Source organism: Streptomyces manipurensis (genome assembly GCF_049570255.1).
GTDB classification, from domain to species: domain Bacteria; phylum Actinomycetota; class Actinomycetes; order Streptomycetales; family Streptomycetaceae; genus Streptomyces; species Streptomyces manipurensis.
In genome coordinates this window covers 3,121,924-3,143,271 of record NZ_CP186950.1, presented here as the reverse complement: position 1 = coordinate 3,143,271, position 21,348 = coordinate 3,121,924, and the positions used below count along the sequence as shown (strand labels likewise).

Below are 21,348 nucleotides of genomic sequence, written 5' to 3'. Positions count from 1 at the left end.
TCGGGACGGAGCTGTCAGGCGGCCGACGTGGAGCTGCTGCTCGTGCTCGACGACGTCGAGGAGGACGAGGCGGCCGGGGCGGCGGAAGCCGTCGACGTCGAGGTCGACGACGAGGCCGGCTTCGAGGCGGGGGTGCTGCTCGACGAGGCGCCGCGGCTGTCGTTCCGGTAGAAACCGGAGCCCTTGAAGACGATGCCGACCGCGGAGAACACCTTCTTCAGGCGTCCGTCGCAGCTCGGGCACACGGTCAGCGCGTCATCGGTGAACTTCTGCACGGCCTCAAGGCCCTCACCGCACTCGGTGCACTGGTACTGGTAGGTCGGCACGAATTTCCTCCTGGCACTCTCACTCAATGAGTGCTAACGACGCTCCATGGTGACGTATTCCGGCGGATCAGTCCACCGTCACCGGCACTCGGTGACCCATTCCACGCTCGTTCACCCGGTTACGGGGGGTGGCCGGGTCGGCCCCGGAGACGGCGCCGGCCGCGTCGGTCCCGGCGGTCTCCGGGGCGGCGGACGCGGTCACGATCCGGCTCGGGGCCTTCGGCGCCAGTCGGGACCGCAGCGCCAGCAGGGTGACCAGGGCGAGGGCGGTGGCCGCCATCGGCACCAGGAAGCCGTACGAGGAGCCGTGCGCGTCGGTGAGCCGGCCGGCCACGATGACCGCGACGGCCTGCCCGAAGGCGATGGAGCCGGTCAGCCAGGTGAAGGCCTCGGTCCGGGCGTTCGCGGGGACGAGCTGCTCGACCATGGTGTAGCCGGTGATCAGGGCCGGGGCGATGAACAGGCCGACGACGAGACCGAGTGCGCCGAGCAGGAGCAGCGAGTTCGCGGCCCACAGGACGGACGCGGCGGCGGTGAGGCCGACGTAGCCCAGCATCAGGCGGCGGCGCGGGCCGATCTTCCAGGCGACGGCGCCCATGGCGATGCCGGCGATCATGTTGCCGGCCGCGAAGACGCCGTAGAGCAGGCCGTTGGCGGCGGGGTTGCCCATCTCGGCGGAGAACGCGGCGAGCGAGACCTGCATGCCGCCGAAGACGGCGCCGATCCCGAGGAAGGCGAAGATCAGGACGCGCAGTCCGGGGACGGCCAGGGCGAAGGTGCGCCCGGCGCCGGTGGCGGCGGGGGCGTGCGTGGCGGGCTGGCCGGCGCGGCGGGCGGCGAAGAGCAGGCCGCCGAGCAGGGTCAGCGTGGCCTCGGTGGCGAGGCCCGCGGCCGGGTGGACGCCGGTGCACAGGGCGGTCGCGAGGACCGGGCCGACGACGAAGGTGAACTCGTCGGTGACGGACTCGAAGGCCGCGGCGGTGGGCAGCAGCGGCGAGCCCTCCAGCCGGGCCGCCCAGCGCGCGCGGACCATGGGGCCGACCTGCGGCACGGAGGCGCCGGTCGGGACGGCGGCCAGCGCCAGCGCCCAGATGCCGGCGTCGGCCAGCGCGAGGGCGGTCAGGCCACTGACGGCGGCGGCGTGGGTGAGGACGACGGGGACGAGGACGGTGCTCTGGCCGAAGCGGTCGGTGAGCATGCCCATCAGCGGGGCGGAGAGGGCCATCGAGATGCCGGTGACGGCGGCGACGATGCCGGCGCTGGCGTAGGAACCGGTGGTGTGCTGCACCAGGAGCAGAATGCTGATCGTCAGCATGCCGAAGGGCAGCCGGGCTGCGAAGCCGGGGAGTACGAAGCCGAGGGCGCCGGGTGTGCGCAGCAGCTGTCCGTATCCGGGGCGGGCGGACGTGTCGGTCGTGACCGCGGATGTCACGGCCTTGCCTTTCCGCTGCCTGGTAGAACTCCCCGTCTGCGGACGGTGCCGTGCCTTGTGAGCGGTCGCACACGTTCGTGGTGGGAGCCCCGAGAGCTGTCCTCTTGCGCAGAACCGAGTGATACCTGGGCGCCCACTGCGGGAGGGTGCCACGGCCGCTTTGCGGTCGCGCCAGCTCTGCGTCAGGCAGAGTTGGTTCGATCTGTTGTGCCTTCATCGTACAGGGGAATGCCCTATCAGGCCCTGTGATTGCGCCGACAGCCCGTCTCTTCACCTGTGATTAACGGGAACTTCGGCCCCGGAAATCGTGAAAAAAGCGGGCGAAAACGGCCGGATCTCCCGCAATCTGGCCGAATTAGAACGCCGCTCTAATGGTGGCCGGAACCCTTCGCGGACCCGTTGCCCGTGCCCAGCCATCCCGCCAGCTTGCCGCCCCGGGCCACGGCCCGCAGCCGCGCCTCCGCGGCGTCGCGCACCGGGTCCGTGGCCACCACCAGCAGCTCGTCCCCGCGCCGCAGCACGGTCGACGGCGCCGGTACGAAGCTCTTCGCGTCCCGGACGACCAGCGTGACCGAGGCCCCGGCCGGCAGGCGCAGCTCGCTGACCTCGACGCCGTGCATCCGCGAGGCCGGCGGGATGGCGAAGGACAGCAGGTGCCCGCGCAGCTTCTCCAGCGGAGCCGACTCGATGCCGAGGTCGGCAGCGGCCTCCTCGCCCTTGCCCAGGTTCAGCTTGCGGGCGAGCCAGGGCAGGGTCGGCCCCTGCACCAGGGTGTAGACGACGACGAGCACGAAGACGATGTTGAAGACGCGGTCGCTGCCCTCGATGCCCGACACCATCGGGATGGTCGCCAGGATGATGGGCACCGCGCCGCGCAGGCCCGCCCACGACATCAGCACCTGTTCCTGCCAGGCGATGCGGAACGGCAGCAGGCTGAGGAAGGCCTCCAGCGGCCGCGCGACCATCGTGAGCACCAGCCCGATCACCACGGCGGGCCAGAAGTCGTTGACCAGCTCGTGCGGGGTGACCAGCAGGCCGAGCAGGACGAACATGCCGATCTGCGCGATCCAGCCGAGCCCGTCGGCGAAGCCGCGGGTGGCCGGCCAGTGCGGGAGCTTGGCGTTGCCCAGCACCATCGCGGCCAGGTACACCGCGAGGAAGCCGGAGCCGTGGGCCATGGCGCCCGCCGCGTACGCCACGATGGCGATGGCCATCACGGCGATCGGGTAGAGGCCGGAGGCGGGCAGGGCCACGTGCCGCAGGCCGTAGGCGCCGAGGAAGCCGACCGCCAGGCCGATCGCGGCGCCGATCGCCAGCTCCAGGGCGATCTTGCCGATCAGGACGTACCACGCGTCCACCGGGCCGACGGTGGAGAAGGCCACCACGAGGATCACGACGGGGGCGTCGTTGAAGCCGGACTCGGCCTCCAGGACGCCCGTGATCCGGGAGGGCAGCGGCACCTTCCGCAGCACCGAGAAGACGGCGGCCGCGTCGGTCGAGGAGACGACCGCGCCGATCAGCAGGGCCTGCCGCCAGTCCAGTCCGACCAGGTAGTGCGCCCCCGCCGCCGTCACGCCCACGCTCACCGCCACACCGACCGTGGAGAGCACGATCGCGGCCGGCAGTGCCGGTCCGATCTCCTTCCACTTCGTGCCCAGACCACCCTCGGCGAGGATCACGACGAGGGCGGCGTAGCCGATGACCTGGGTCAGCTCGGCGTTGTCGAACACGACGTTGCCGATGCCGTCCTGGCCTATCGCGATGCCTATGCCGAGGTAGATGAGCAGGCTGGGCAGGCCGCTGCGTGACGAGACGCGCACCGCCGCCACGGCGACGAGCAGCACGAGCGAGCAGACCAGCAGGAGCTCGTTGAGCGTGTGGACAGTCAGCGGGCGGCCCTCCTCAATGCGCCCGGTGGATCGATCCTCCCGGCGACAAGTTCGGCAAGTAGTTCGTTACCTTACCTAATCTTTGACGCTCCCTTTACGCGATAACCACATTGTGAAACGCCCGTTGCCCCTTGTCCTCGGGACCCCCGACCCCTGGCGGATCAACGAACCCGGTCCTGCGCCTATGGTTGCTCCCAGCACTCCCAGGACCACCCTGCCCCTCTAAGGACAGCGATGCCCGCCAACGAAACCGCTCCTCCCGTCAAGAAGAAGGGACGACGCGCGCGTCTGATCGTGCTCGTTCTGGTCCTGGCGCTCTTCGCGGGCCTCGGCTACGGGGCGTACTGGAGCGTGGACGGCGTGCGCGCCTCCTTCCCCCAGACGACCGGCTCCCTCAAGGTGCCGGGCCTGACCGGGACCGTCGAGGTGAAGCGCGACGCCAACGGCATCCCGCAGCTCTACGCCGACAACGACGACGACCTCTTCCGCGCGCAGGGCTTCGTGCACGCGCAGGACCGCTTCTGGGAGATGGACGTCCGCCGCCACATGACCTCCGGGCGGCTCTCGGAGATGTTCGGCTCCGGCCAGGTCGAGACCGACGCCTTCCTGCGCACGCTCGGCTGGCGCCAGGTTGCCCAGGAGGAGTTCGACAAGAAGCTCTCCCCGGAGACCAAGAAGTATCTGCAGGCCTACGCCGACGGGGTCAACGCGTACCTGAAGGGGAAGTCCGGCAAGGACCTCTCCGTCGAGCACGCGGCCCTCAAGCTCACCGACGGGTACGCGCCCGAGCAGTGGTCGCCGGTGGACTCGGTGGCCTGGCTCAAGGCGATGGCCTGGGACCTGCGCGGCAACATGCAGGACGAGATCGACCGCGCCCTGATGTCGAGCAAGCTGTCCAAGGCGCAGATCGACGAGCTGTACCCGCCCTACCCCTTCGACCGGAACAAGCCGGTCGTCGAGGGCGGCAAGATCGACGGCACCAAGGACGCCGCCAAGTACGTGCCCCAGGGCCAGACGGGATCCGCGGGAGGCCCCGGCTCCAACGCCGGTGGCTCCGGCTCCTCCGGCTCGGGCAACGCCGCCTCGTCCCAGAACGCCGGGACCGCGGGCCTCGCCGGCAACGCCACCGCCCAGGGGGCGACCGTCGGCCTGCGCACCCAGCTGAGCGCCCTCGCGGACACCCTGGACAAGGTCCCCGCGATCCTCGGCCCCAACGGCAGCGGCATCGGCTCGAACTCCTGGGTCGTCGCGGGCAAGTACACGACGACCGGCAAGCCGCTGCTCGCCAACGACCCGCACCTGTCCCCGCAACTGCCCTCGGTCTGGTACCAGATGGGCCTGCACTGCCGCACCGTCTCGGCCCAGTGCCAGTACGACGTGGCCGGCTACACCTTCTCCGGCATGCCGGGCGTGGTCATCGGCCACAACGCCGACATCGCCTGGGGCATGACCAACCTCGGCGCCGACGTCACCGACCTCTACCTGGAGCAGATCAAGCCCGAGGGCTACGTCTACGACAACAAGGTCCAGCCCTTCGGCATCCGCGAAGAGGTCATCAAGATCGCGGGCGGGGACAGCAAGAAGATCACCGTCCGCACCACCAACAACGGCCCGCTCGTCTCCGACCGCAGCGAGGAGCTCGGCAGCGTCGGCACCCGCGCCCCCGTCGACACCGCCGCCCCGGACCGCGGGGACGGCTACGCCGTCGCCCTGCGCTGGACCGCCCTGGACCCGGGCAAGTCGATGGACGCGGTCTTCAAGCTGGACCGCGCCAAGAACTTCGACGAGTTCCGCAAGGCCGCCGCCGACTTCGAGGTGCCCTCGCAGAACCTGATCTACGCCGACACCAAGGGCAACATCGGCTACCAGGCCCCCGGCCGCATCCCGGTCCGCAACCAGGGCGACGGCCGGATGCCCGCCCCGGGCTGGGACTCCAAGTACGCCTGGAAGGGCGGCCGGGACAGCAACGCCGGCTACATCCCGCAGAACGAGCTGCCCTGGGACTACAACCCCTCGCGCGGCTACATCGTCACCGCCAACCAGGCCGTCGTCGAGAACGGCACCGGCGCGGGCAAGTACCCGCACCTGCTGACCACCGACTGGGGCTACGGCGCCCGCAGCCAGCGGATCAACGACCTCATCGAGGCGAAGATCAAGGACGGCGGCAAGATCTCGACCGACGACATGCGCACCATGCAGATGGACAACAGCAGCGAGATCGCCGCGCTGCTCACCCCGATGCTGTCGAAGATCCAGGTCTCGGACCCCGGCGTGCGCGCCGCCCAGAAGCTGCTGGACGGCTGGAACTACACCCAGGAGTCCGACTCGGCCGCCGCCGCCTACTTCAACGCGGTCTGGCGCAACGTCCTCAAGCTGGCCTTCGGCGACAAGATGCCGAAGGAGCTGCGCATCGAGGGCAGCTGCATGAACGTCCTCGGCGACGCCACCGGCCCCGCCGACGACCTCGCCGAGACCGTCCGCGAATGCGGCACCCGCGACTCCGACTCGGCCCAGCCCGACGGCGGCGACCGCTGGTTCGAGGTGGTCCGCCGCCTGGTCAAGGACGAGAAGTCGCAGTGGTGGGCTGCGCCCCGCACGCTCAACCAGCCGGCGACCACCTCCCGTGACGAGCTCTTCGCCCGCGCCATGACGGACGCCCGCTGGGAGCTGACCGCCAAGCTCGGCAAGGACCAGTCCACCTGGAGCTGGGGCCGGCTGCACCAGCTGCACCTCAAAAACCAGACCATCGGCACCGAGGGCCCCGGCTTCATGAAGTGGCTCCTCAACCGCGGCCCGTGGAACCTGGGCGGCGGCGAGGCCACGGTCAACGCCACCGGCTGGAACGCCACCAGCGGCTACGAGGTCACCTGGGTGCCGTCGATGCGCATGGTCGTGAACCTCAACGACCTCGACAAGTCCCGCTGGATCAACCTCACGGGCGCCTCGGGGCACGCGTACAGCGCGCACTACACGGACCAGACGCAGATGTGGGCCAAGGGCGAGCTGCTGGACTGGCCCTTCGGCAAGGAGGCCGTCCAGCAGGCCACGGTCGACACCCTGACCCTCGAACCCGGGGGATCGTAGAGGACGACGGGCCGGGAGGGGCCGGGGGCACAGCGCCCCCGGCCCCTCCCGCCGTCACGGGCCGAAGCGGCGCACCCCCGACGGTGTCGCCACCGCCCGCACGGGGTGGTCGTGCGGTTCCTCCGGGACCCGCGCGACCACCTCGTCGTCGTAGAGGAGCACGACCAGCGCCGGGTGCGCGCCCGCGCGCTCCAGCCGCTCCAGCACCCGGTCGTACGAGCCCCCGCCGCGGCCGAGCCGCATGCCCCGCCCGTCCACCGCGAGCCCGGGCAGCAGCACCGCCCCCGCCTCCGTCACCGCCTGCGGCCCGAGGGCCGGGCCGGTGGGCTCCAGCAGGCGCATCTTCCCCGCGTGGGCGGCCTCGGCGAGGCTGTGCGGGCCCTCGTACGCGGCCCAGTCGAGGTCGTCGTCGGGCAGCAGCAGGGGCAGCAGCACCCGCTTGCCGGCGGACCGCAGGGCGTCGAGCAGGGCCCGGGTGCCGGGCTCGGTGCCGACGGAGACGTACGCGGCCACCGTGTGCGCACCGGCCAGTTCGGGCAGCTCCAGCGCCGTGACGGCGAGGGCCTCGGCGGCCGCGCGGCGGGCCTCGGGGGACAAGGCGCGGCGGGCGGCGAGGAGTTCCCGGCGCAGGGCGGCCTTCTCGGATGCGGTGGGCGGGGTCTCAGCCACGAAAAATCAATTATCCTTCGAACTAGGGCATATATGGACCTACCTACCACCGATTCGACGGGTGTTCGGTAGGACCCACTATCGTTCGGGCCATGACTATGTTGCACCCCGTGATCAAGAAGGCCGTCATTCCGGCTGCGGGCCTCGGTACGCGCTTCCTCCCCGCGACCAAGGCGACCCCGAAGGAAATGCTCCCGGTTGTGGACAAGCCGGCCATCCAGTACGTGGTGGAAGAGGCCGTGGGCGCCGGACTCGACGACGTCCTCATGATCACGGGGCGTAACAAGCGCGCCCTGGAAGACCACTTCGACCGCAACTACGAGCTGGAGTCGGCCCTCCTCGCCAAGGGCGACGACGACCGGCTGAAGAAGGTCCAGGAGTCCAGCGACCTGGCCACCATGCACTACGTCCGCCAGGGCGACCCCCGCGGCCTCGGCCACGCGGTGCTCTGCGCCGAGCCGCACGTGGGCCGCGAGTCCTTCGCCGTCCTCCTCGGCGACGACCTCATCGACCCCCGCGACCCGCTGCTGCGCCAGATGGCCGAGATCCACTCCCGCACCGGCGGCACCGTCATCGCGCTGATGGAGGTCGACCCGGCCAACGTCCACCTCTACGGCTGCGCCGCCGTCGAGGCCACGGACGAGGAGGACGTCGTCCGCATCACCGGCCTCGTGGAGAAGCCCGAGCCCGCCGACGCCCCCAGCAACTACGCGGTCATCGGCCGTTACGTCCTCAACCCCGCGATCTTCGACATACTTCGGGAGACCGAGCCGGGCCGCGGTGGGGAGATCCAGCTCACCGACGCCCTGCAGAAGCTGGCCGCCGACGAGACCGTGGGCGGTCCGGTGCACGGCGTGGTCTTCCGGGGTCGTCGCTACGACACCGGTGACCGCGGCGACTACCTGCGGGCCATCGTCCGCCTCGCGTGCGAGCGCGAGGACCTGGGCCCGGAGTTCCGCACCTGGCTTCGCCGTTACGTCACGGAGGAGATGTAGGACCTTGAGCAGTTCCGCACCGCAGGGCACCGGCCACCGTCTGTGGTCCGTGGACGAGCACCTCGCGGACGTCCTCGCGGCCGTCCGGCCTCTGGAGCCGATCGAGCTCCAGCTCCTCGACGCCCAGGGCTGCGTCCTGGTCGAGGACGTCACCGTGCCCGTCGCCCTCCCGCCCTTCGACAACAGCTCCATGGACGGCTACGCCGTCCGCACGGCCGACGTCCAGGGTGCGAGCGAGGAGTTCCCCGCGGTGCTGACGGTCGTCGGGGACGTCGCGGCGGGCAGCGGTGAGCTGCCCACCGTGGGCCCCGGCCAGGCCGCCCGGATCATGACCGGCGCTCCGCTGCCGCCCGGCGCGGAGGCCGTCGTGCCCGTGGAGTGGACCGACGGCGGGACGGGCGGCGGCGCCGCCGCCGGGATGACCCCCGCCAGCGCCGCCCCCGAGCAGGCGGCCGGCGAGGTGCGGGTGCACCGCCCCGCCGAGGCGCGGGCCCACGTCCGCTCGCGCGGCAGCGACGTCCAGGCCGGGGACCTCGCCCTCGCGGCCGGCACCGTCCTCGGACCGCCGCAGATCGCCCTGCTGGCCGCCATCGGCCGCGGCACGGTCCGCGTCCGGCCGCGTCCCCGCGTGGTGGTGCTGTCCACCGGCAGCGAACTGGTCCAGCCCGGCGAGCCGCTCACCGCCGGCACCATCTACGACTCCAACAGCTTCGCGCTGGCCGCGGCCGCGCGGGACGCCGGGGCCATCGCCTACCGGGTCGGCGCCGTCGCGGACGACGCCGACACCCTGCGCGCCACCATCGAGGACCAGCTGATCCGCGCCGACCTGCTGGTCACCACGGGAGGGGTCAGCGTCGGTGCGTACGACGTGGTCAAGGAGGCGCTGTCCGGGGTCGGCTCCGGCGACGCGGACTCCGAGGACGTCGACGGCGGGAAGATCGATTTCCGCAAGCTCGCCATGCAGCCCGGCAAGCCCCAGGGCTTCGGCACCATCGGCCCGGACCACACCCCACTGCTGGCCCTCCCCGGCAACCCGGTCTCCTCCTACGTCTCCTTCGAGCTCTTCGTGCGCCCCGCGATCCGCGTCCTGATGGGGCTGCCGGATTCCGAGGTGCGGCGGCCGAGCGTGCGCGCGGTGCTGAAGGCCGACGGGGCGCTCGGCTCCCCGGCCGGCCGCCGCCAGTTCCTGCGCGGCGCGTACGACGCCGAGAGCGGAACGGTCAGCCCGGTCGGCGGATCGGGCTCCCACCTGATCGCCGCGCTGGCGCACGCCGACTCCCTGATGGTCGTCCCCGAGGACGTCACCTCGGTGGAGCCGGGCACCGAGCTGGAAGTGGTCCTGCTCGGCTGAAGCGCCGCCGGTGCGGGTAGCGTGTGTCGCACCACACAGGCCCCCTGGAGGGCCCAGAGCGGAGCGGCGCAGCAATGAGTACCGAGAGCAGGCTCACCCACATCGACGAGGCCGGCGCGGCCCGGATGGTCGACGTCTCCGGGAAGGACGTCACCACCCGGACGGCGCGGGCGAGCGGGCGCGTACTGGTCGCCCCCCGGGTGATCGAGCTGCTGCGCGGCGAGGGCGTGCCCAAGGGGGACGCCCTCGCCACCGCGCGGATCGCCGGGATCATGGGGGCGAAGAAGACTCCCGACCTGATCCCGCTGTGCCACCCGCTGGCGGTCTCGGGCGTGAAGGTCGACCTGTCGGTCGCCGACGACGCCGTGGAGATCCTCGCGACCGTGAAGACGACCGATCGCACGGGTGTCGAGATGGAGGCACTGACCGCCGTGGCGGTCGCCGGGCTCACCGTCGTCGACATGGTGAAGGCGGTCGACAAGGGCGCGGTCATCACCGACGTCCGGGTGGAGGAGAAGACCGGCGGCAAGTCCGGCGACTGGGCCCGCTCGTGAGCACCCCGCACGACGGGACGGAGGCGGCCGCGGCGGCTCCGGGCTCCGCCGGCCGGGCGCTCGTCGTCACCGCCTCCAACCGCGCCTCGCAGGGCGTCTACGCCGACAAGGGCGGCCCGCTGCTCGCCGGGGCGCTGGAGGAGCTCGGCTTCGCGGTGGACGGCCCGCGGGTGGTCCCGGACGGCGACCCGGTCGAGGCGGCGCTGCGCGAGGGCGTCGCCGCCGCGTACGACGTCATCCTGACCACGGGCGGCACGGGCATCTCGCCGACCGACCGCACCCCGGACGCCACCGCGCGGGTGCTGGACTACGAGATCCCGGGCATCCCGCAGGCGATCCGGGCCGAGGGCCTGGCCAAGGTGCCCACCGCGGCCCTGTCCCGGGGCCTGGCGGGCGTCGCCGGGAGCACCCTGATCGTGAACCTGCCGGGCTCCACGGGCGGCGTGCGCGACGGCCTCGCCGTCCTCGCACGGATCCTGCCGCACGCCGTGGACCAGCTCCGGGGCGGCGACCATCCCAGGCCGGCGCAGGCCCCCGGGAGCGCGCACTGAACGGCCCCACCTGGCCGGTGGTCCTGACGGACGGCGACATCTCGCTCCGGCCGATAAAGCTGCGCGACCAGAAGGCCTGGCGCGAGGTCAACCGCCGCAACCGGGACTGGCTGCGGCCGTGGGAGGCCACGATCCCGCCGCCGGCGCCGTGGGGGCCGGTGGTCCAGCGGCCGACGTACCGCCAGATGGTCCGGCACCTGCGGGCCGAGGCGAACGCGGGCCGGATGCTGCCCTTCGTCGTGGAGTACCAGGGCCGGCTGGTCGGCCAGCTGACGGTCGCCGGGATCACCTGGGGCTCGATGTGCGCGGCCCACGTCGGCTACTGGGTGGACCGCGAGGTCGCGGGCCGCGGGGTGATGCCGACGGCCGTCGCCCTGGCGATCGACCACTGCTTCGGGAAGGTGGGCCTGCACCGCATCGAGGTGTGCATCCGCCCGGAGAACGGGCCGAGCCGGCGGGTCGTGGAGAAGCTGGGCCTGCGCGAGGAGGGGCTGCGGCCGCGCTACCTGCACATCGACGGGGCCTGGCGCGACCACCTGGTGTACGCGGTCACGGCGGAGGAGGTGCCGGAGGGGCTGCTGAACCGCTGGCACCGGGCGCGGCACCGGGGCTCCTCACCCGCATAGCCGAACCACGGAATGCGAATATCTGTTCGAATTAATGCCCTCGGGTCACCGAATCGCCCATAACCTGATCCGAAGAATCACAAAAAAAGTCCGTGATATCAGCGAGATCGCGCGACACACCGGCCCAATTGGCCGATCCCCCCGCCCGCGCCCCTCTACGGTGTGAGGTGTGAGCAGCAGCGGCCTCATCTACGCAGTCATCGTCGGGGCCTGGGCCGCCTACTTGGTGCCCATGTGGCTCCGGAGGCAGGACGAGCTGAACGAAGCCCGTCCGACGGAACGCTTCTCCACCGCCATTCGGCTGCTTTCCGGCCGGGCGGGAATGGAGCGACGTTACGCCAAAGGGCTGCGTGAGCGCGGCGCCGAGGAGGCGGATCCCCAGCCCCACGCGGACCCGGACGTCGCGACGGAAACGGTGAATTCCGTCGACGCCGACGCCCGGGCCTTCGGCGTGCCCCCGACCAGGACGGAGCCGCGCGCAGCCGTCGCCGAACGGGAGCAGCGGGCGGAGCGGGCCCGGCGCGAGAAGCGCCTGCGGGTCCTCGCGCGCCGCCGCCGCACCACCGCCCTGCTCTTCCTCGTCTTCACCGCCGGCGCGGTCGTCGCGGCGGTCGGCGGACTGCGCTTCCTGTGGGCCCCGGCCGTGCCCGCCCTGCTGCTGAGCGCGTACATCGGCCACCTGCGGGTCCAGGAGCGGCGGCGCTACGAGTTCACCATGGACCGGCGGCGCGCCGAGGCGGCCGCGCGGCAGCTGCGCGAGGACCGCCCGCGCCGCCGCCACCCCGAGGAGAGCGCCGCGGCCGACACCGAACCGGACCCTGCACCACCGGTCTCCCCGCAGGAGGCCGGGCGGCGCGCCCTGGTCGAGCAGACCGACCACGCCGAGTGGGTGGACCAGCAGCGCGAGCGCGAACGCGGCCCCGTCCGCGGTGACAGCTGGGAGCCGGTCCCGGTCCCGCTGCCGACGTACGTGACCGCACCGGTCGCCCCCCGCGCCACGGGCCCGGTCGCCCCCGACGGCTGGAGCCCGACCCGCTCCAGCACGGCCGAGCCGACGGAACCCCGCCTGCGCGCCCAGCCGGCGGTCCCCGCCCCGGCCGCGGAGGACCCCACGCCCCAGAGCCCGCCCCGGCCCCGCGGCCAGGGCCGCGGACGCACCCCGCTGTTCGACCAGTACGAGGGCGAAGGACGCCCGCGCGCCGCGAACGAGTGATCGGTGACCTGCGCGGACCCTCCGGGAAACGCGTTTTGGAGCACCAGCGCAGGGATGCTAATGTTTCACACGTCGCAAGGGCCTGTGGCGCAGTCTGGTAGCGCACCTCGTTCGCATCGAGGGGGTCTGGGGTTCAAATCCCCACAGGTCCACAGACGACAGTTCGCGAGTAGCTCTCGCGAACGTCACGAGATCCCGCTCCGCCGCAAGGCTGGGCGGGATCTCGGCGTTTCCGGGGGTGTGCGCGGGCGGGGCGGGCCCGCGGGCGAACCGGGCCGGGGAGCGGGCCCGTTGTCGGGCCCGTCACGGTCGGACGCCCGTCGGGGACGGGGTGGTGGTGGGGTGGTCGTCCAGGAAGCCGCTGCGGGCGATGAGGTAGGCGAGTTGGGCCCGGCTGCGGCTGCCGAAGAGGTCGGCCGCCCAGCGCATGTGGTTGGCGACGCTGCGCCTGCTCATGCCGAGGCGTGCGGCGATGGCCTCGTCGGTGTGGCCGTTGACCATGTGGCGCAGGATCGTGCGGCGGATGTCGTCGGTGAGGGCCACCGGCAGCCGGCCCCCGGAGACGTCCCGCAGCGGCGAGGCGCGCTGCCAGGCGTGGTCGAAGAAGCCGACCAGGTAGCGGACCACGCCCGGGTGTTCGATCACCAGGGCGATCTCGCTGCGTTCCGCCGCGGGGTCGGGGACGAAGGCGATCCGGCGGTCGCAGACGATCATCCGGTCGAACACCTCGTCCAGGGTGCGGACTTCACCGCCGGCCCGGGTGATCTGCTCCACGTAGCCCAGCGTCGGCGGGTGCGAGCGGACGGTGTGCTGGTAGACCGTCCGCTGGCGGACGCCCCGGTGGAGCGCGGCCAGGTCGTTGACGAGGGCGGCGTCGAGCACCTCCTGCGGGCGCGCCCCGCCCGGCTGGGCGGTCAGCAGTTCCGTCTGGCAGGAGCGCACCGCCGCCGCGACCGTCGCGGCGATCGTGCCGGAGCCGCGCAGGGTGCGGACCGTGAGGGTGTCCTTGCGGCCCGAGCTGTCCAGATAGACCTCCTGGGCGCGGGAGATGGACGTGCGGACGGCGTCCAGGGCGTCGCGCCGCGCGGCGATGGCCCGTTCCAGGCGGTCGATGCGCGCGCCCGCCGCGACCCGGGGCGGGATGGCGGCGAGGGTGCCGTCGGGCAGCCGCCGTACGAGTCCCAGGTCGAGCAGGCAGGGCGGGCACGTCCCGGGGGGAGTCCGGCCCTGCAGTGCGTCCGCGTAGAACTGCAGGCCCTCGTGACAGATCTCGTTCTCACGGCCCTTCCGGGTCGGGTCGGCGTTCGTCTTTTCCGTTCCCGTACACATATGTCCACCCTGCTGGATCTCGCATTGCACGATCATCCTGTCCGCGCCCGCTGACTTCAGGACTGCCGACCGCGAACATGGGTTGCACGGGGGAACAGATCACGTCCACGGAGGCTGCGGCTGGGCGAAGATGCGTTCATGGCGACGGATCGTGAACGCGACAGGGGAACGGCCCAGGCCTGGGAGGCCATCGGGGGCGCACCGGAGCTCGTCGAGCGGGTCCGGTACGCGGGGACCGGTGATCTCGGGGAAGGGCCGCTGCCCGTGGCGGAGTTGGCGCGCGCCACCGTCGGGGTCTGCGGACTGGCGGCGGGGGAGCTCGCCGCGGTGCGGGCCGGATGCACGGCGGAGGACGTCCCTCCCCTCGTCGTGCACGAGGGGGCGGTGGCCACGGCCTTCGTCAGCGAGCGTCACCTGAGGGTCTCTGGCCGGACTCCGGTGACGTTCGCCCCGCTGTCGGGCTTCTGGCCCACGGCCGACGGGTGGGTGCGCACACACGCCAACTACCCGCACCACGAGGCCGCGCTGGTACGGGCGTTGCGGCTGTCGGCCGCGACGCCGGAGGCGGTGCGCGCCGCGGTCGCGGGGCGCACGGCCGAGGAGGTGCAGGAGCTCGTGTACGCGCGGGGCGGTCTCGCCGTCGCCGTCGCACGGGACCACGGACTTCCGCAGCCGCTGACGGAACCCGTACGGGTGTCCGGAGCGCGGGGGCGGGAGCTCGGGCGGGCCCGGGCAGGCCTACCCGCCACGGGGGTGCGGGTACTGGACCTGACCCGGGTCATCGCCGGGCCCGTGGCCACGCGGACGCTCGGGGTGCTGGGCGCGGACGTGCTGCGGATCGACCCGCCGGGGCTGCCGGAGGCGGACGACGCGTACGCGGACACCGGCTTCGGGAAGCGGTCGGCGCTGCTGGACGCGGGGCGGAGCGAGGACCGGGAGGTCCTCGAAGGGCTGCTGGACGGGGCCGACGTGGTCGTGACCGGATACCGGCCGGGGGCGCTGGAGCGTTACGGGCTCGGGGCCGACCGGCTGCTGGAGCGGTGGCCGGGGCTGGTGGTGGCCGAGCTGTGCGCGTGGGGGTGGCGGCCGTGGGGGCCGTGGGAGGGCCGGCGGGGGTTCGACTCGCTGGTGCAGGCGGGGTACGGGATCGCCGCGCGGTGCGCGGACGGGGCGGGGGTGCCCGGGGTGCTGCCGGCGCAGGCGCTCGACCACGGGACGGGCTACCTGCTGGCCGCGGGGGTGCTCAGGGCGCTCGCGGAGGGGGGCGGGCGGGGGCTGAGGTTCTCCCTGGCGGGGACGGCGTCGTGGCTGCTGCGGGACCTGGGGGCGGCGGGCGCGGGCGCGGCGTCCGGGGGCCGGGGAGCGGAGTACTCGGCGGAGCCGTGGCTGCGGGAGAGCCCGTCGGGGTACGGGGTGCTGCGGCACGCCGCCAGCCCCTTCGGGGAATGGCCGTCCGGCCCGAACCGCTGGGGCACGTCCCACCCGTCCTGGCTCCCGCGGGACTGACCCCCGCGGGGCCCGATCGGGGCCGGCCGCTGTGCCGGGGTCAGGGGTGCTCGGGGTGGAGGGGCTTGGTCATGCAGCGGCTGGAGTCGTGGAAGCGGTAGTGGCCGAACTTCGCCGAGAGGGCGTAGCCCGAGGAGAGGTAGAGGGCTATCGCCTCCGGCTGCTGGTCGCCCGTCTCCAGGACCATGCGGCGGCGGCCGGCCGCGCGGGCGTCCTGCTCCAGGACGCCGAGGATGCGGCGGGCCAGGCCCAGGCCGCGGGCCCGCGGGACCACGTACATGCGCTTCAGTTCCGCGTCGCCGTCGGAGTAGCCCTCCTCGTTGCGCTCCTGGCTGCGCCAGCCCCCGGTCGCCACCGGGGTGCCGTCCGTGTCGTACGCCACGATGTACAGGCCGCGCGGCGGGGCGAACATGGCCGGGTCCAGGAAGGTGGCGTCGCCCTCGCCCTGGTACCTCACCTGGTACTCCAGCTGGACCTCGTCATTGAGCCTGACGGCGTCCGGGTGGTCGTAGGCAACGGTGCGGAGGTCGATCCCATGAGACATCCGGACATCGTACGGAACCGTCCCGCTATGGTGCAGGGATGCTCACTGTGACCTCCGTGAATGTGAATGGGATCCGTGCCGCCGCCAAGAAGGGCTTCGGCGCGTGGCTCGCGGGATCCGACGCCGACGTGGTCTGCCTCCAGGAGGTACGGGCCGAGGAGGGGCAGATCCCGGAGGAGGTCCGCTCTCCCGAGGGCTGGCACACGGTCTTCGCGCCCGCCGCCGCCAAGGGCCGGGCCGGGGTCGCGCTGTACACGCGGCGGGAGCCGGAGCGGGTGCAGGTCGGCTTCGGGAGTGACGAGTTCGACAGCTCCGGGCGGTACCTGGAGATCGATCTGCCGGGTGTGACCGTGGCCAGCCTCTACCTGCCGTCCGGCGAGGCGGGCACGGAGAAGCAGGACGAGAAGTACCGGTTCATGGGCGAGTTCCTGACCTACCTGGCCGCCCTGAAGGAGCGGGCCGCCGCCGACGGGCGGGAGGTCGTGGTGTGCGGAGACTGGAACATCTGCCACCGCGAGGCCGACCTGAAGAACTGGAAGACGAACCGCAAGAACGCCGGCTTCCTGCCCGAGGAGCGGGAGTGGCTCGGCAAGGTCTACACGGAGGCCGGGTACGTCGACGTGGTGCGCGAGCTGCACCCCGACGCGGAGGGCCCGTACTCCTGGTGGTCCTACCGCGGCCGTGCCTTCGACAACGACGCCGGCTGGCGCATCGACCTCCAGGTGGTCACCCCGGGGCTGGCTGCGAAGGCGGTCAAGGCCTTCGTGGAGCGGGCGGAGACACACCCCGAGCGCTGGTCCGACCACGCGCCCGTGACCGTGGTCTACGCGCTCGGCCGCTGAGGCGGGGGCGCCGGGGCCGTGGCGGCCGGGCCGGTGGCCGCCGGGGCCGCGGCGGCCGCCAGGAGGCGGTCCATCGCCATGGTCAGCTCGGCCTCGACCACGCTCTTGGCCAGCGGCCGCAGCCGGGTCAGCGCGTCCGGTGACATGTGGGCCGAGATCAGCTCGGTGAACAGCAGCGCCATGGCGTCCGCGTGCTCGCGGACCCGGCGCCCCGTCTCCAGGACCTCCGCCAGCGGCACGCCCTCGCGCACCAGGGCGGCGGAGACGTCCAGCAGGCGGCGGCTGACGTGCACGATCGCGTCGCCGTCGACGGCGACGTAGCCGAGGTCCAGGGAGGCCGCCAGGTTCTCCGGGGTGACCTCGCCCTCGAAGTAGTCGGCCAGTTCCTCCGGGGTGAGCCGGACCGGGGTCTCCTCCGACCAGCCGATGCCCAGCAGCTCGCCGAGCTGGCCCACGTCGCGGCCCTTCTCGAAGGCGGCGGTCAGCTCGGCGATGCCGCCGAGGGTGTGACCGCGTTCCAGCAGGGCCGCGATGGTGCGCAGCCGGGCCAGGTGGTGGTCGCCGTACCAGGCGATGCGGCCCTCGCGGCGGGGCGGCTGGAGCAGTTTGCGCTCGCGGTAGAAGCGCAGGGTGCGGACCGGTATGCCGGCCGCGTCGGCCAGCTCCTCGGTGCGGTACTCACGCACTGTCTTCGCCTGCATCTCTTCCTTCGCCACGCATGCAGCCTATGGCGTACCGGCAGTAACTTTCCGGGTCCGCCCCCTACCCATGAGTACGGAGCTGCTCTACCCTCCCGATTGTGCCAGTGATTGCTGGCAGTGTTTCGATGGTGTGTGCGGTGTTGCGTGGCTGGGACTGCGGAAGAGCGGAAGGCGGCGGGCATGGGCGGCATGGACGGCACGGGCGGTACCCGCGGAAGTGCGGGGCGCGAGCACGTACGGGTGGCGGTGATCGGGTCCGGCTTCGGCGGACTGGGGGCCGCAGTACGACTGCGCCGCGAGGGCATCACCGACTTCGTCGTACTGGAGCGGGCCGACTCGGTCGGCGGGACCTGGCGGGACAACAGCTATCCGGGGTGCGCCTGCGACGTCCCCTCGCACCTGTACTCCTTCTCCTTCGCGCCGAACCCGGACTGGCCCCGCACCTTCTCCGGCCAGCCCGCCATCCGCGCCTACCTGGAGCACGTCGCCGACACCTTCGGGCTGCGCCGCCACATCCGGCTGCGGTCCGAGGTCCTGATGATGCGCTGGGACGCCGACGAGCTGCGCTGGGAGATCGAGACCTCCGCCGGGCGGCTCACGGCCGACGTGGTGGTGTCGGCCACGGGCCCGCTCTCCGATCCGAAGATGCCCGAGGTGCCGGGGCTCGCCGAGTTCCCCGGCAAGGTCTTCCACTCGGCCCGCTGGGACCACGACTACGACCTGCGGGGCAAGCGGGTCGCGATGATCGGCACCGGCGCCTCCGCCATCCAGATCGTGCCCGCCATCGCCCCCGAGGTGGAGCGGCTGACCCTCTTCCAGCGGACCCCGCCGTGGGTGATGCCCCGTACCGACCGGGCCATCACCGCCGTCGAGCGCTGGCTGCACCGCCAGCTGCCCTTCACCCGGGCGGCCCGCCGCGGGCTGCTGTGGGGGATGCGGGAGCTCCAGGTCAGCGCCTTCACCAAGCGCCCGAACCAGCTCGGCCTGATCGAGTCGCTGGCCAAGGCGAACATGGCCCGGTCGATCAAGGACCCGGCGCTGCGGGCCAAGCTGACCCCCTCCTACCGGATCGGCTGCAAGCGGATCCTGCTCTCCAGCACGTACTACCCGGCCCTCGCCCGGCCCGACGTGGACCTCGTCGCCTCCGGGCTGAAGGAGATCCGCGGCTCGGTGCTGGTCGCCGCCGACGGGACCGAGACCGAGGTCGACGCGATCATCTTCGGCACCGGCTTCCACGTCACGGACATGCCGATCGCCGACCGGGTCGTCGGCGCGGACGGCCGGACCCTCGCGGACGCCTGGAAGGACGGCATGCAGTCGCTGCGCGGCGCCACCGCGGCCGGCTTCCCCAACTGGATGACGATCATCGGACCCAACACGGGCCTGGGGAACAGCTCGATGATCCTCATGATCGAGTCCCAGCTGAACTACATGGCCGACTACCTGCGCCAGCTCGGCACGCTCGGCGGGCGGACCGCGCTGGCCGCCCGGCCCTCCGCCGTGCACCGCTGGAACCGCCGGGTGCAGGCCCGGATGGAGCGGACGGTGTGGAACACCGGCGGCTGCACCAGCTGGTACCTGGACGCCCAGGGCCGCAACACCACCGTCTGGCCGGGCACGACCGGCGAGTTCCGCCGGGAGACGCGCGGCGTCGACCTGGCGGAGTACGAGGTCGTACGGGTCCGGGAGCGGGAGCCGGTGGCCGTCGCGGCCGCAGCGACCGCCGCGGCCGGTCCGCCGCCTGCGGCACCGGCCTCCGTCCCCGCCGCGGCCGGGGCGGGCAGGCCCGCGGCCGCCGGGTCCTCTGCGGACACGGCGGACACGGCGGACACGGCCAGCGAGGGCGCCGCGTGAGCCGCCTGATGCACGTCACCTCCGGGCCCTACGCCCCGCCCGCCGCCCGGCGCGAACTCGTCGCCGTCTCCGCCGACGGCTCCCGCCTGCACGTCGAGGTCCACGGCGAGGAGGGCGCCCCGGCCGTCGTCCTGGCGCACGGCTGGACCTGCTCCACCGCCTTCTGGGCCGCGCAGGTCCGGGCCCTGGCTGCCGACCACCGGGTCATTGCCTACGACCAGCGCGGGCACGGCCGCAGCCCGGCCGGCCGGACGCACAGCACCACGGCCCTCGCCGACGACCTGGTGGCGGTGCTCGGCGCGGCCCTGGCCCCCGGCGAACGGGCCGTGGTCGCCGGGCACTCCATGGGCGGCATGACGATCATGGCGGCGGCCGCCCGGCCCGAGTTCACCGCGCACGCCGCGGCCGCGCTGCTGTGCAGCACCGGCAGCTCCCGGCTGGTCGAGCAGGCCACGGTGATCCCCGGCCGCGCCGGGCGCGTACGGACCCGGATCACCGGCGCGGTCCTCGGCTCGCGCGCCCCGCTCGGGCCGGTCACGCCCGTCGCGCGGAAGGTGCTGAAGTACGCCACCATGGGCCCCGGTTCGGCCCCCGACCGGGTCGAGGCGTGCGCCCGTATCGTCCACGCCTGCCCCACCGGCACGCGTCACGCCTGGTCACAGGTGCTGGCCGGGCTGGACCTCGACGCCGACGTGGCGCGCCTGACCGTCCCCACCGCCGTGATCGGCGGCACCGCCGACCGGCTCACCCCGATCGGGCACGCCCGCGCACTGGCCGGGGCGCTGCCGGACTGCGCCGGCCTCACCGAGCTCACCGGCATGGGGCACATGACCCCGATCGAGGCGCCCGAGGCCGTCACCGGCGTCGTCCGCGAGCTGACCGCCCGCCATCTCCACACCACCGAGAAGGAGAAGACACCGTGAGCGCTGCCCGGAACCTGGAAGGCCAGGTCGCCGTCGTCACCGGGGCGGCCCGCGGGGTCGGCGAGCTGCTGGCGCGCAAACTGTCCGCCCGCGGCGCGCGCGTCGCCCTGGTGGGCCTGGAGCCCGAGGCCCTCAAGGAGGTGTCCGGGCGCCTGCACACCGACAGCGACCACTGGTACGCCGACGTCACCGACCACGAGGCGATGGCGCGGGTCGCCCAGGAGGTCAAGCAGCGCTTCGGGAAGGTCGACATCGTCGTCGCCAACGCGGGGGTGGCCGCCGGGGGACCGTTCGAGACCTCCGACCCGGCCGCCTGGCGCCGGGTGATCGAGGTCAACCTCATCGGCGGGGCCGTCACCGCCCGCGCGTTCCTGCCCGTGCTGACGGAGAGCCGCGGCTACTTCCTGCAGATCGCCTCGCTCGCCGCGATCACCCCGGCGCCGATGATGACGGCCTACTGCGCCTCCAAGTCGGGGGTCGAGGCCTTCGCGCACTGCCTGCGCGCGGAGGTCGGGTACAAGGGCGTCAAGGTGGGCGTCGGCTACCTGTCCTGGACCGACACCGACATGGTGCGCGGCGCCGACGAGAACGACGTCATGCGCGAGCTGCGGCAGCGGCTGCCCTGGCCCGCGAACCGCACCTACCCGCTCGGCCCGGCCGTCGACCGGATCGTGGCGGGCATCGAACGGCGCTCCGCGCACGTCTACGCGCAGCGGTGGCTGCGCGGGATGCAGGGGATCCGCGGCTACCTGCCGGCGGTCATCGCGACGGGCGGGCGGCGCGAGATGAGGCGCTTCGAGCCGCGGCTGGGCGAGGTGTCCACCGGCCTGGTCGGGGCCGGTGGGGCGGCCGACGAGCAGCAGCGCACGCGGAGCAGCTGACCGCGGGGGCGGGGAGGGGCGCGGGCGCGCCGCGGCCGCGCGCCTCCCGCGCCCCTCCGGCCCGCCCCTCCCGGGCGC

19 protein-coding genes and 1 tRNA gene are annotated in these 21,348 nt (G+C 73.0%); 13 read left to right on the top strand and 7 right to left on the bottom strand.

Annotated elements, in window-relative coordinates; translation table 11 throughout:
* Window positions 1–14: 14 nt before the first annotated feature.
* The 3 genes from ACPU2J_RS14415 to ACPU2J_RS14405 form a co-directional block, all read right to left on the bottom strand.
* The gene (locus ACPU2J_RS14415; protein WP_361594722.1) at window positions 15–326 is read right to left on the bottom strand and encodes an FmdB family zinc ribbon protein; all 312 of its coding nucleotides are present in this window, start codon (window positions 324–326) and stop codon (window positions 15–17) included.
* Window positions 327–393: 67 nt separating this feature from the next.
* Window positions 394–1,758 (bottom strand): MFS transporter, encoded by a 1,365-nt coding sequence (locus tag ACPU2J_RS14410; protein WP_423833402.1) that lies wholly within the window; start codon window positions 1,756–1,758, stop codon window positions 394–396.
* A gap of 368 nt (window positions 1,759–2,126) precedes the next feature.
* Window positions 2,127–3,665: a potassium/proton antiporter gene (locus tag ACPU2J_RS14405; RefSeq protein WP_423834967.1), complete on the bottom strand. Its 1,539-nt coding sequence runs from the start codon at window positions 3,663–3,665 to the stop codon at window positions 2,127–2,129.
* 216 nt (window positions 3,666–3,881) lie between these two features.
* Between ACPU2J_RS14405 and ACPU2J_RS14400 the strand changes: the two genes are divergently transcribed.
* A complete protein-coding gene (locus ACPU2J_RS14400) occupies window positions 3,882–6,731 on the top strand; it encodes a penicillin acylase family protein (protein WP_423833401.1) in 2,850 nt (949 codons plus the stop codon).
* Between the two features lie 54 nt (window positions 6,732–6,785).
* Here the strand turns inward: ACPU2J_RS14400 and ACPU2J_RS14395 are convergent, their stop codons facing one another.
* Window positions 6,786–7,400 (bottom strand): 5-formyltetrahydrofolate cyclo-ligase, encoded by a 615-nt coding sequence (locus ACPU2J_RS14395; protein ID WP_399820368.1) that lies wholly within the window; start codon window positions 7,398–7,400, stop codon window positions 6,786–6,788.
* A gap of 92 nt (window positions 7,401–7,492) precedes the next feature.
* On the opposite strand from ACPU2J_RS14395, the gene galU reads away from it, so the two are divergent.
* From galU to ACPU2J_RS14360, 7 genes are all read left to right on the top strand, one after another.
* The gene (gene galU / locus ACPU2J_RS14390) at window positions 7,493–8,395 is read left to right on the top strand and encodes a UTP--glucose-1-phosphate uridylyltransferase GalU (protein WP_361594714.1); all 903 of its coding nucleotides are present in this window, start codon (window positions 7,493–7,495) and stop codon (window positions 8,393–8,395) included.
* Window positions 8,396–8,399: 4 nt separating this feature from the next.
* Window positions 8,400–9,746 carry a gephyrin-like molybdotransferase Glp gene (gene glp / locus ACPU2J_RS14385; protein WP_420080542.1) on the top strand — a complete coding sequence of 449 codons (1,347 nt, stop codon included), beginning with the start codon at window positions 8,400–8,402 and terminating at the stop codon, window positions 9,744–9,746.
* A gap of 74 nt (window positions 9,747–9,820) precedes the next feature.
* Window positions 9,821–10,300 carry a cyclic pyranopterin monophosphate synthase MoaC gene (gene moaC / locus ACPU2J_RS14380; protein ID WP_361594710.1) on the top strand — a complete coding sequence of 160 codons (480 nt, stop codon included), beginning with the start codon at window positions 9,821–9,823 and terminating at the stop codon, window positions 10,298–10,300.
* On the top strand, window positions 10,297–10,851 hold the full coding sequence (locus ACPU2J_RS14375) for a MogA/MoaB family molybdenum cofactor biosynthesis protein (RefSeq protein WP_403635335.1): 555 nt from the start codon (window positions 10,297–10,299) through the stop codon (window positions 10,849–10,851). Before moaC ends, ACPU2J_RS14375 begins: the two co-directional genes overlap by 4 nt.
* A gap of 17 nt (window positions 10,852–10,868) precedes the next feature.
* Window positions 10,869–11,477 carry a GNAT family N-acetyltransferase gene (locus ACPU2J_RS14370; RefSeq protein WP_361594706.1) on the top strand — a complete coding sequence of 203 codons (609 nt, stop codon included), beginning with the start codon at window positions 10,869–10,871 and terminating at the stop codon, window positions 11,475–11,477.
* Window positions 11,478–11,646: 169 nt separating this feature from the next.
* Complete coding sequence (locus ACPU2J_RS14365) at window positions 11,647–12,690, top strand: hypothetical protein (RefSeq protein ID WP_423833400.1); 1,044 nt, start codon at window positions 11,647–11,649, stop codon at window positions 12,688–12,690.
* A 78-nt stretch (window positions 12,691–12,768) separates the two neighbouring features.
* Window positions 12,769–12,842 (top strand) — tRNA-Ala (locus tag ACPU2J_RS14360).
* A 151-nt stretch (window positions 12,843–12,993) separates the two neighbouring features.
* On the opposite strand, the gene ACPU2J_RS14355 is transcribed toward ACPU2J_RS14360, so the two are convergent.
* Entirely contained in the window at window positions 12,994–14,019 is a 1,026-nt protein-coding gene (locus tag ACPU2J_RS14355) for a LuxR family transcriptional regulator (protein ID WP_423833399.1), read from the bottom strand.
* Between the two features lie 138 nt (window positions 14,020–14,157).
* Here ACPU2J_RS14355 and ACPU2J_RS14350 point away from each other — a divergent pair, with 138 nt between their 5' ends.
* On the top strand, window positions 14,158–15,525 hold the full coding sequence (locus ACPU2J_RS14350) for a CoA transferase (RefSeq protein WP_423833398.1): 1,368 nt from the start codon (window positions 14,158–14,160) through the stop codon (window positions 15,523–15,525).
* 40 nt (window positions 15,526–15,565) lie between these two features.
* Here ACPU2J_RS14350 and ACPU2J_RS14345 read toward each other — a convergent pair whose 3' ends face one another.
* A complete protein-coding gene (locus ACPU2J_RS14345) occupies window positions 15,566–16,069 on the bottom strand; it encodes a GNAT family N-acetyltransferase (RefSeq protein WP_399820382.1) in 504 nt (167 codons plus the stop codon).
* Window positions 16,070–16,107: 38 nt separating this feature from the next.
* Here ACPU2J_RS14345 and ACPU2J_RS14340 point away from each other — a divergent pair, with 38 nt between their 5' ends.
* Window positions 16,108–16,911, top strand: coding sequence for an exodeoxyribonuclease III (locus ACPU2J_RS14340; protein ID WP_365135957.1), 804 nt, complete (start codon window positions 16,108–16,110; stop codon window positions 16,909–16,911).
* Here ACPU2J_RS14340 and ACPU2J_RS14335 read toward each other — a convergent pair.
* Entirely contained in the window at window positions 16,893–17,612 is a 720-nt protein-coding gene (locus ACPU2J_RS14335; RefSeq protein WP_423834966.1) for a MerR family transcriptional regulator, read from the bottom strand. The genes ACPU2J_RS14340 and ACPU2J_RS14335 overlap by 19 nt on opposite strands.
* 180 nt (window positions 17,613–17,792) lie before the next feature.
* Here ACPU2J_RS14335 and ACPU2J_RS14330 point away from each other — a divergent pair, with 180 nt between their 5' ends.
* Genes ACPU2J_RS14330 through ACPU2J_RS14320 form a run of 3 tightly spaced genes read left to right on the top strand, consistent with a single transcriptional unit; the run spans window position 17,793 to window position 21,270 of the window.
* A complete protein-coding gene (locus ACPU2J_RS14330; protein WP_423833397.1) occupies window positions 17,793–19,466 on the top strand; it encodes a flavin-containing monooxygenase in 1,674 nt (557 codons plus the stop codon).
* Window positions 19,463–20,389 (top strand): alpha/beta fold hydrolase, encoded by a 927-nt coding sequence (locus ACPU2J_RS14325; protein WP_365080615.1) that lies wholly within the window; start codon window positions 19,463–19,465, stop codon window positions 20,387–20,389. The genes ACPU2J_RS14330 and ACPU2J_RS14325 overlap by 4 nt, the downstream gene beginning before the upstream one ends.
* Window positions 20,386–21,270 carry an SDR family oxidoreductase gene (locus ACPU2J_RS14320; protein WP_423833396.1) on the top strand — a complete coding sequence of 295 codons (885 nt, stop codon included), beginning with the start codon at window positions 20,386–20,388 and terminating at the stop codon, window positions 21,268–21,270. Before ACPU2J_RS14325 ends, ACPU2J_RS14320 begins: the two co-directional genes overlap by 4 nt.
* Window positions 21,271–21,348 lie beyond the last annotated feature (78 nt).

Bases quoted from the DNA above. Each gene is read 5' to 3' on its own strand.
- galU (WP_361594714.1), top strand. From the start codon at position 7,493: ATGACTATGTTGCACCCCGTGATCAAGAAGGCCGTCATTCCGGCTGCG.
- ACPU2J_RS14340 (WP_365135957.1), top strand. From the start codon at position 16,108: ATGCTCACTGTGACCTCCGTGAATGTGAATGGGATCCGTGCCGCCGCC.
- ACPU2J_RS14330 (WP_423833397.1), top strand. From the start codon at position 17,793: ATGGGCGGCATGGACGGCACGGGCGGTACCCGCGGAAGTGCGGGGCGC.
- ACPU2J_RS14400 (WP_423833401.1), top strand. From the start codon at position 3,882: ATGCCCGCCAACGAAACCGCTCCTCCCGTCAAGAAGAAGGGACGACGC.
- moaC (WP_361594710.1), top strand. From the start codon at position 9,821: ATGAGTACCGAGAGCAGGCTCACCCACATCGACGAGGCCGGCGCGGCC.
- ACPU2J_RS14335 (WP_423834966.1), bottom strand. From the start codon at position 17,612: ATGCAGGCGAAGACAGTGCGTGAGTACCGCACCGAGGAGCTGGCCGAC.
- ACPU2J_RS14345 (WP_399820382.1), bottom strand. From the start codon at position 16,069: ATGTCTCATGGGATCGACCTCCGCACCGTTGCCTACGACCACCCGGAC.
- ACPU2J_RS14355 (WP_423833399.1), bottom strand. From the start codon at position 14,019: ATGTGTACGGGAACGGAAAAGACGAACGCCGACCCGACCCGGAAGGGC.
- ACPU2J_RS14350 (WP_423833398.1), top strand. From the start codon at position 14,158: ATGGCGACGGATCGTGAACGCGACAGGGGAACGGCCCAGGCCTGGGAG.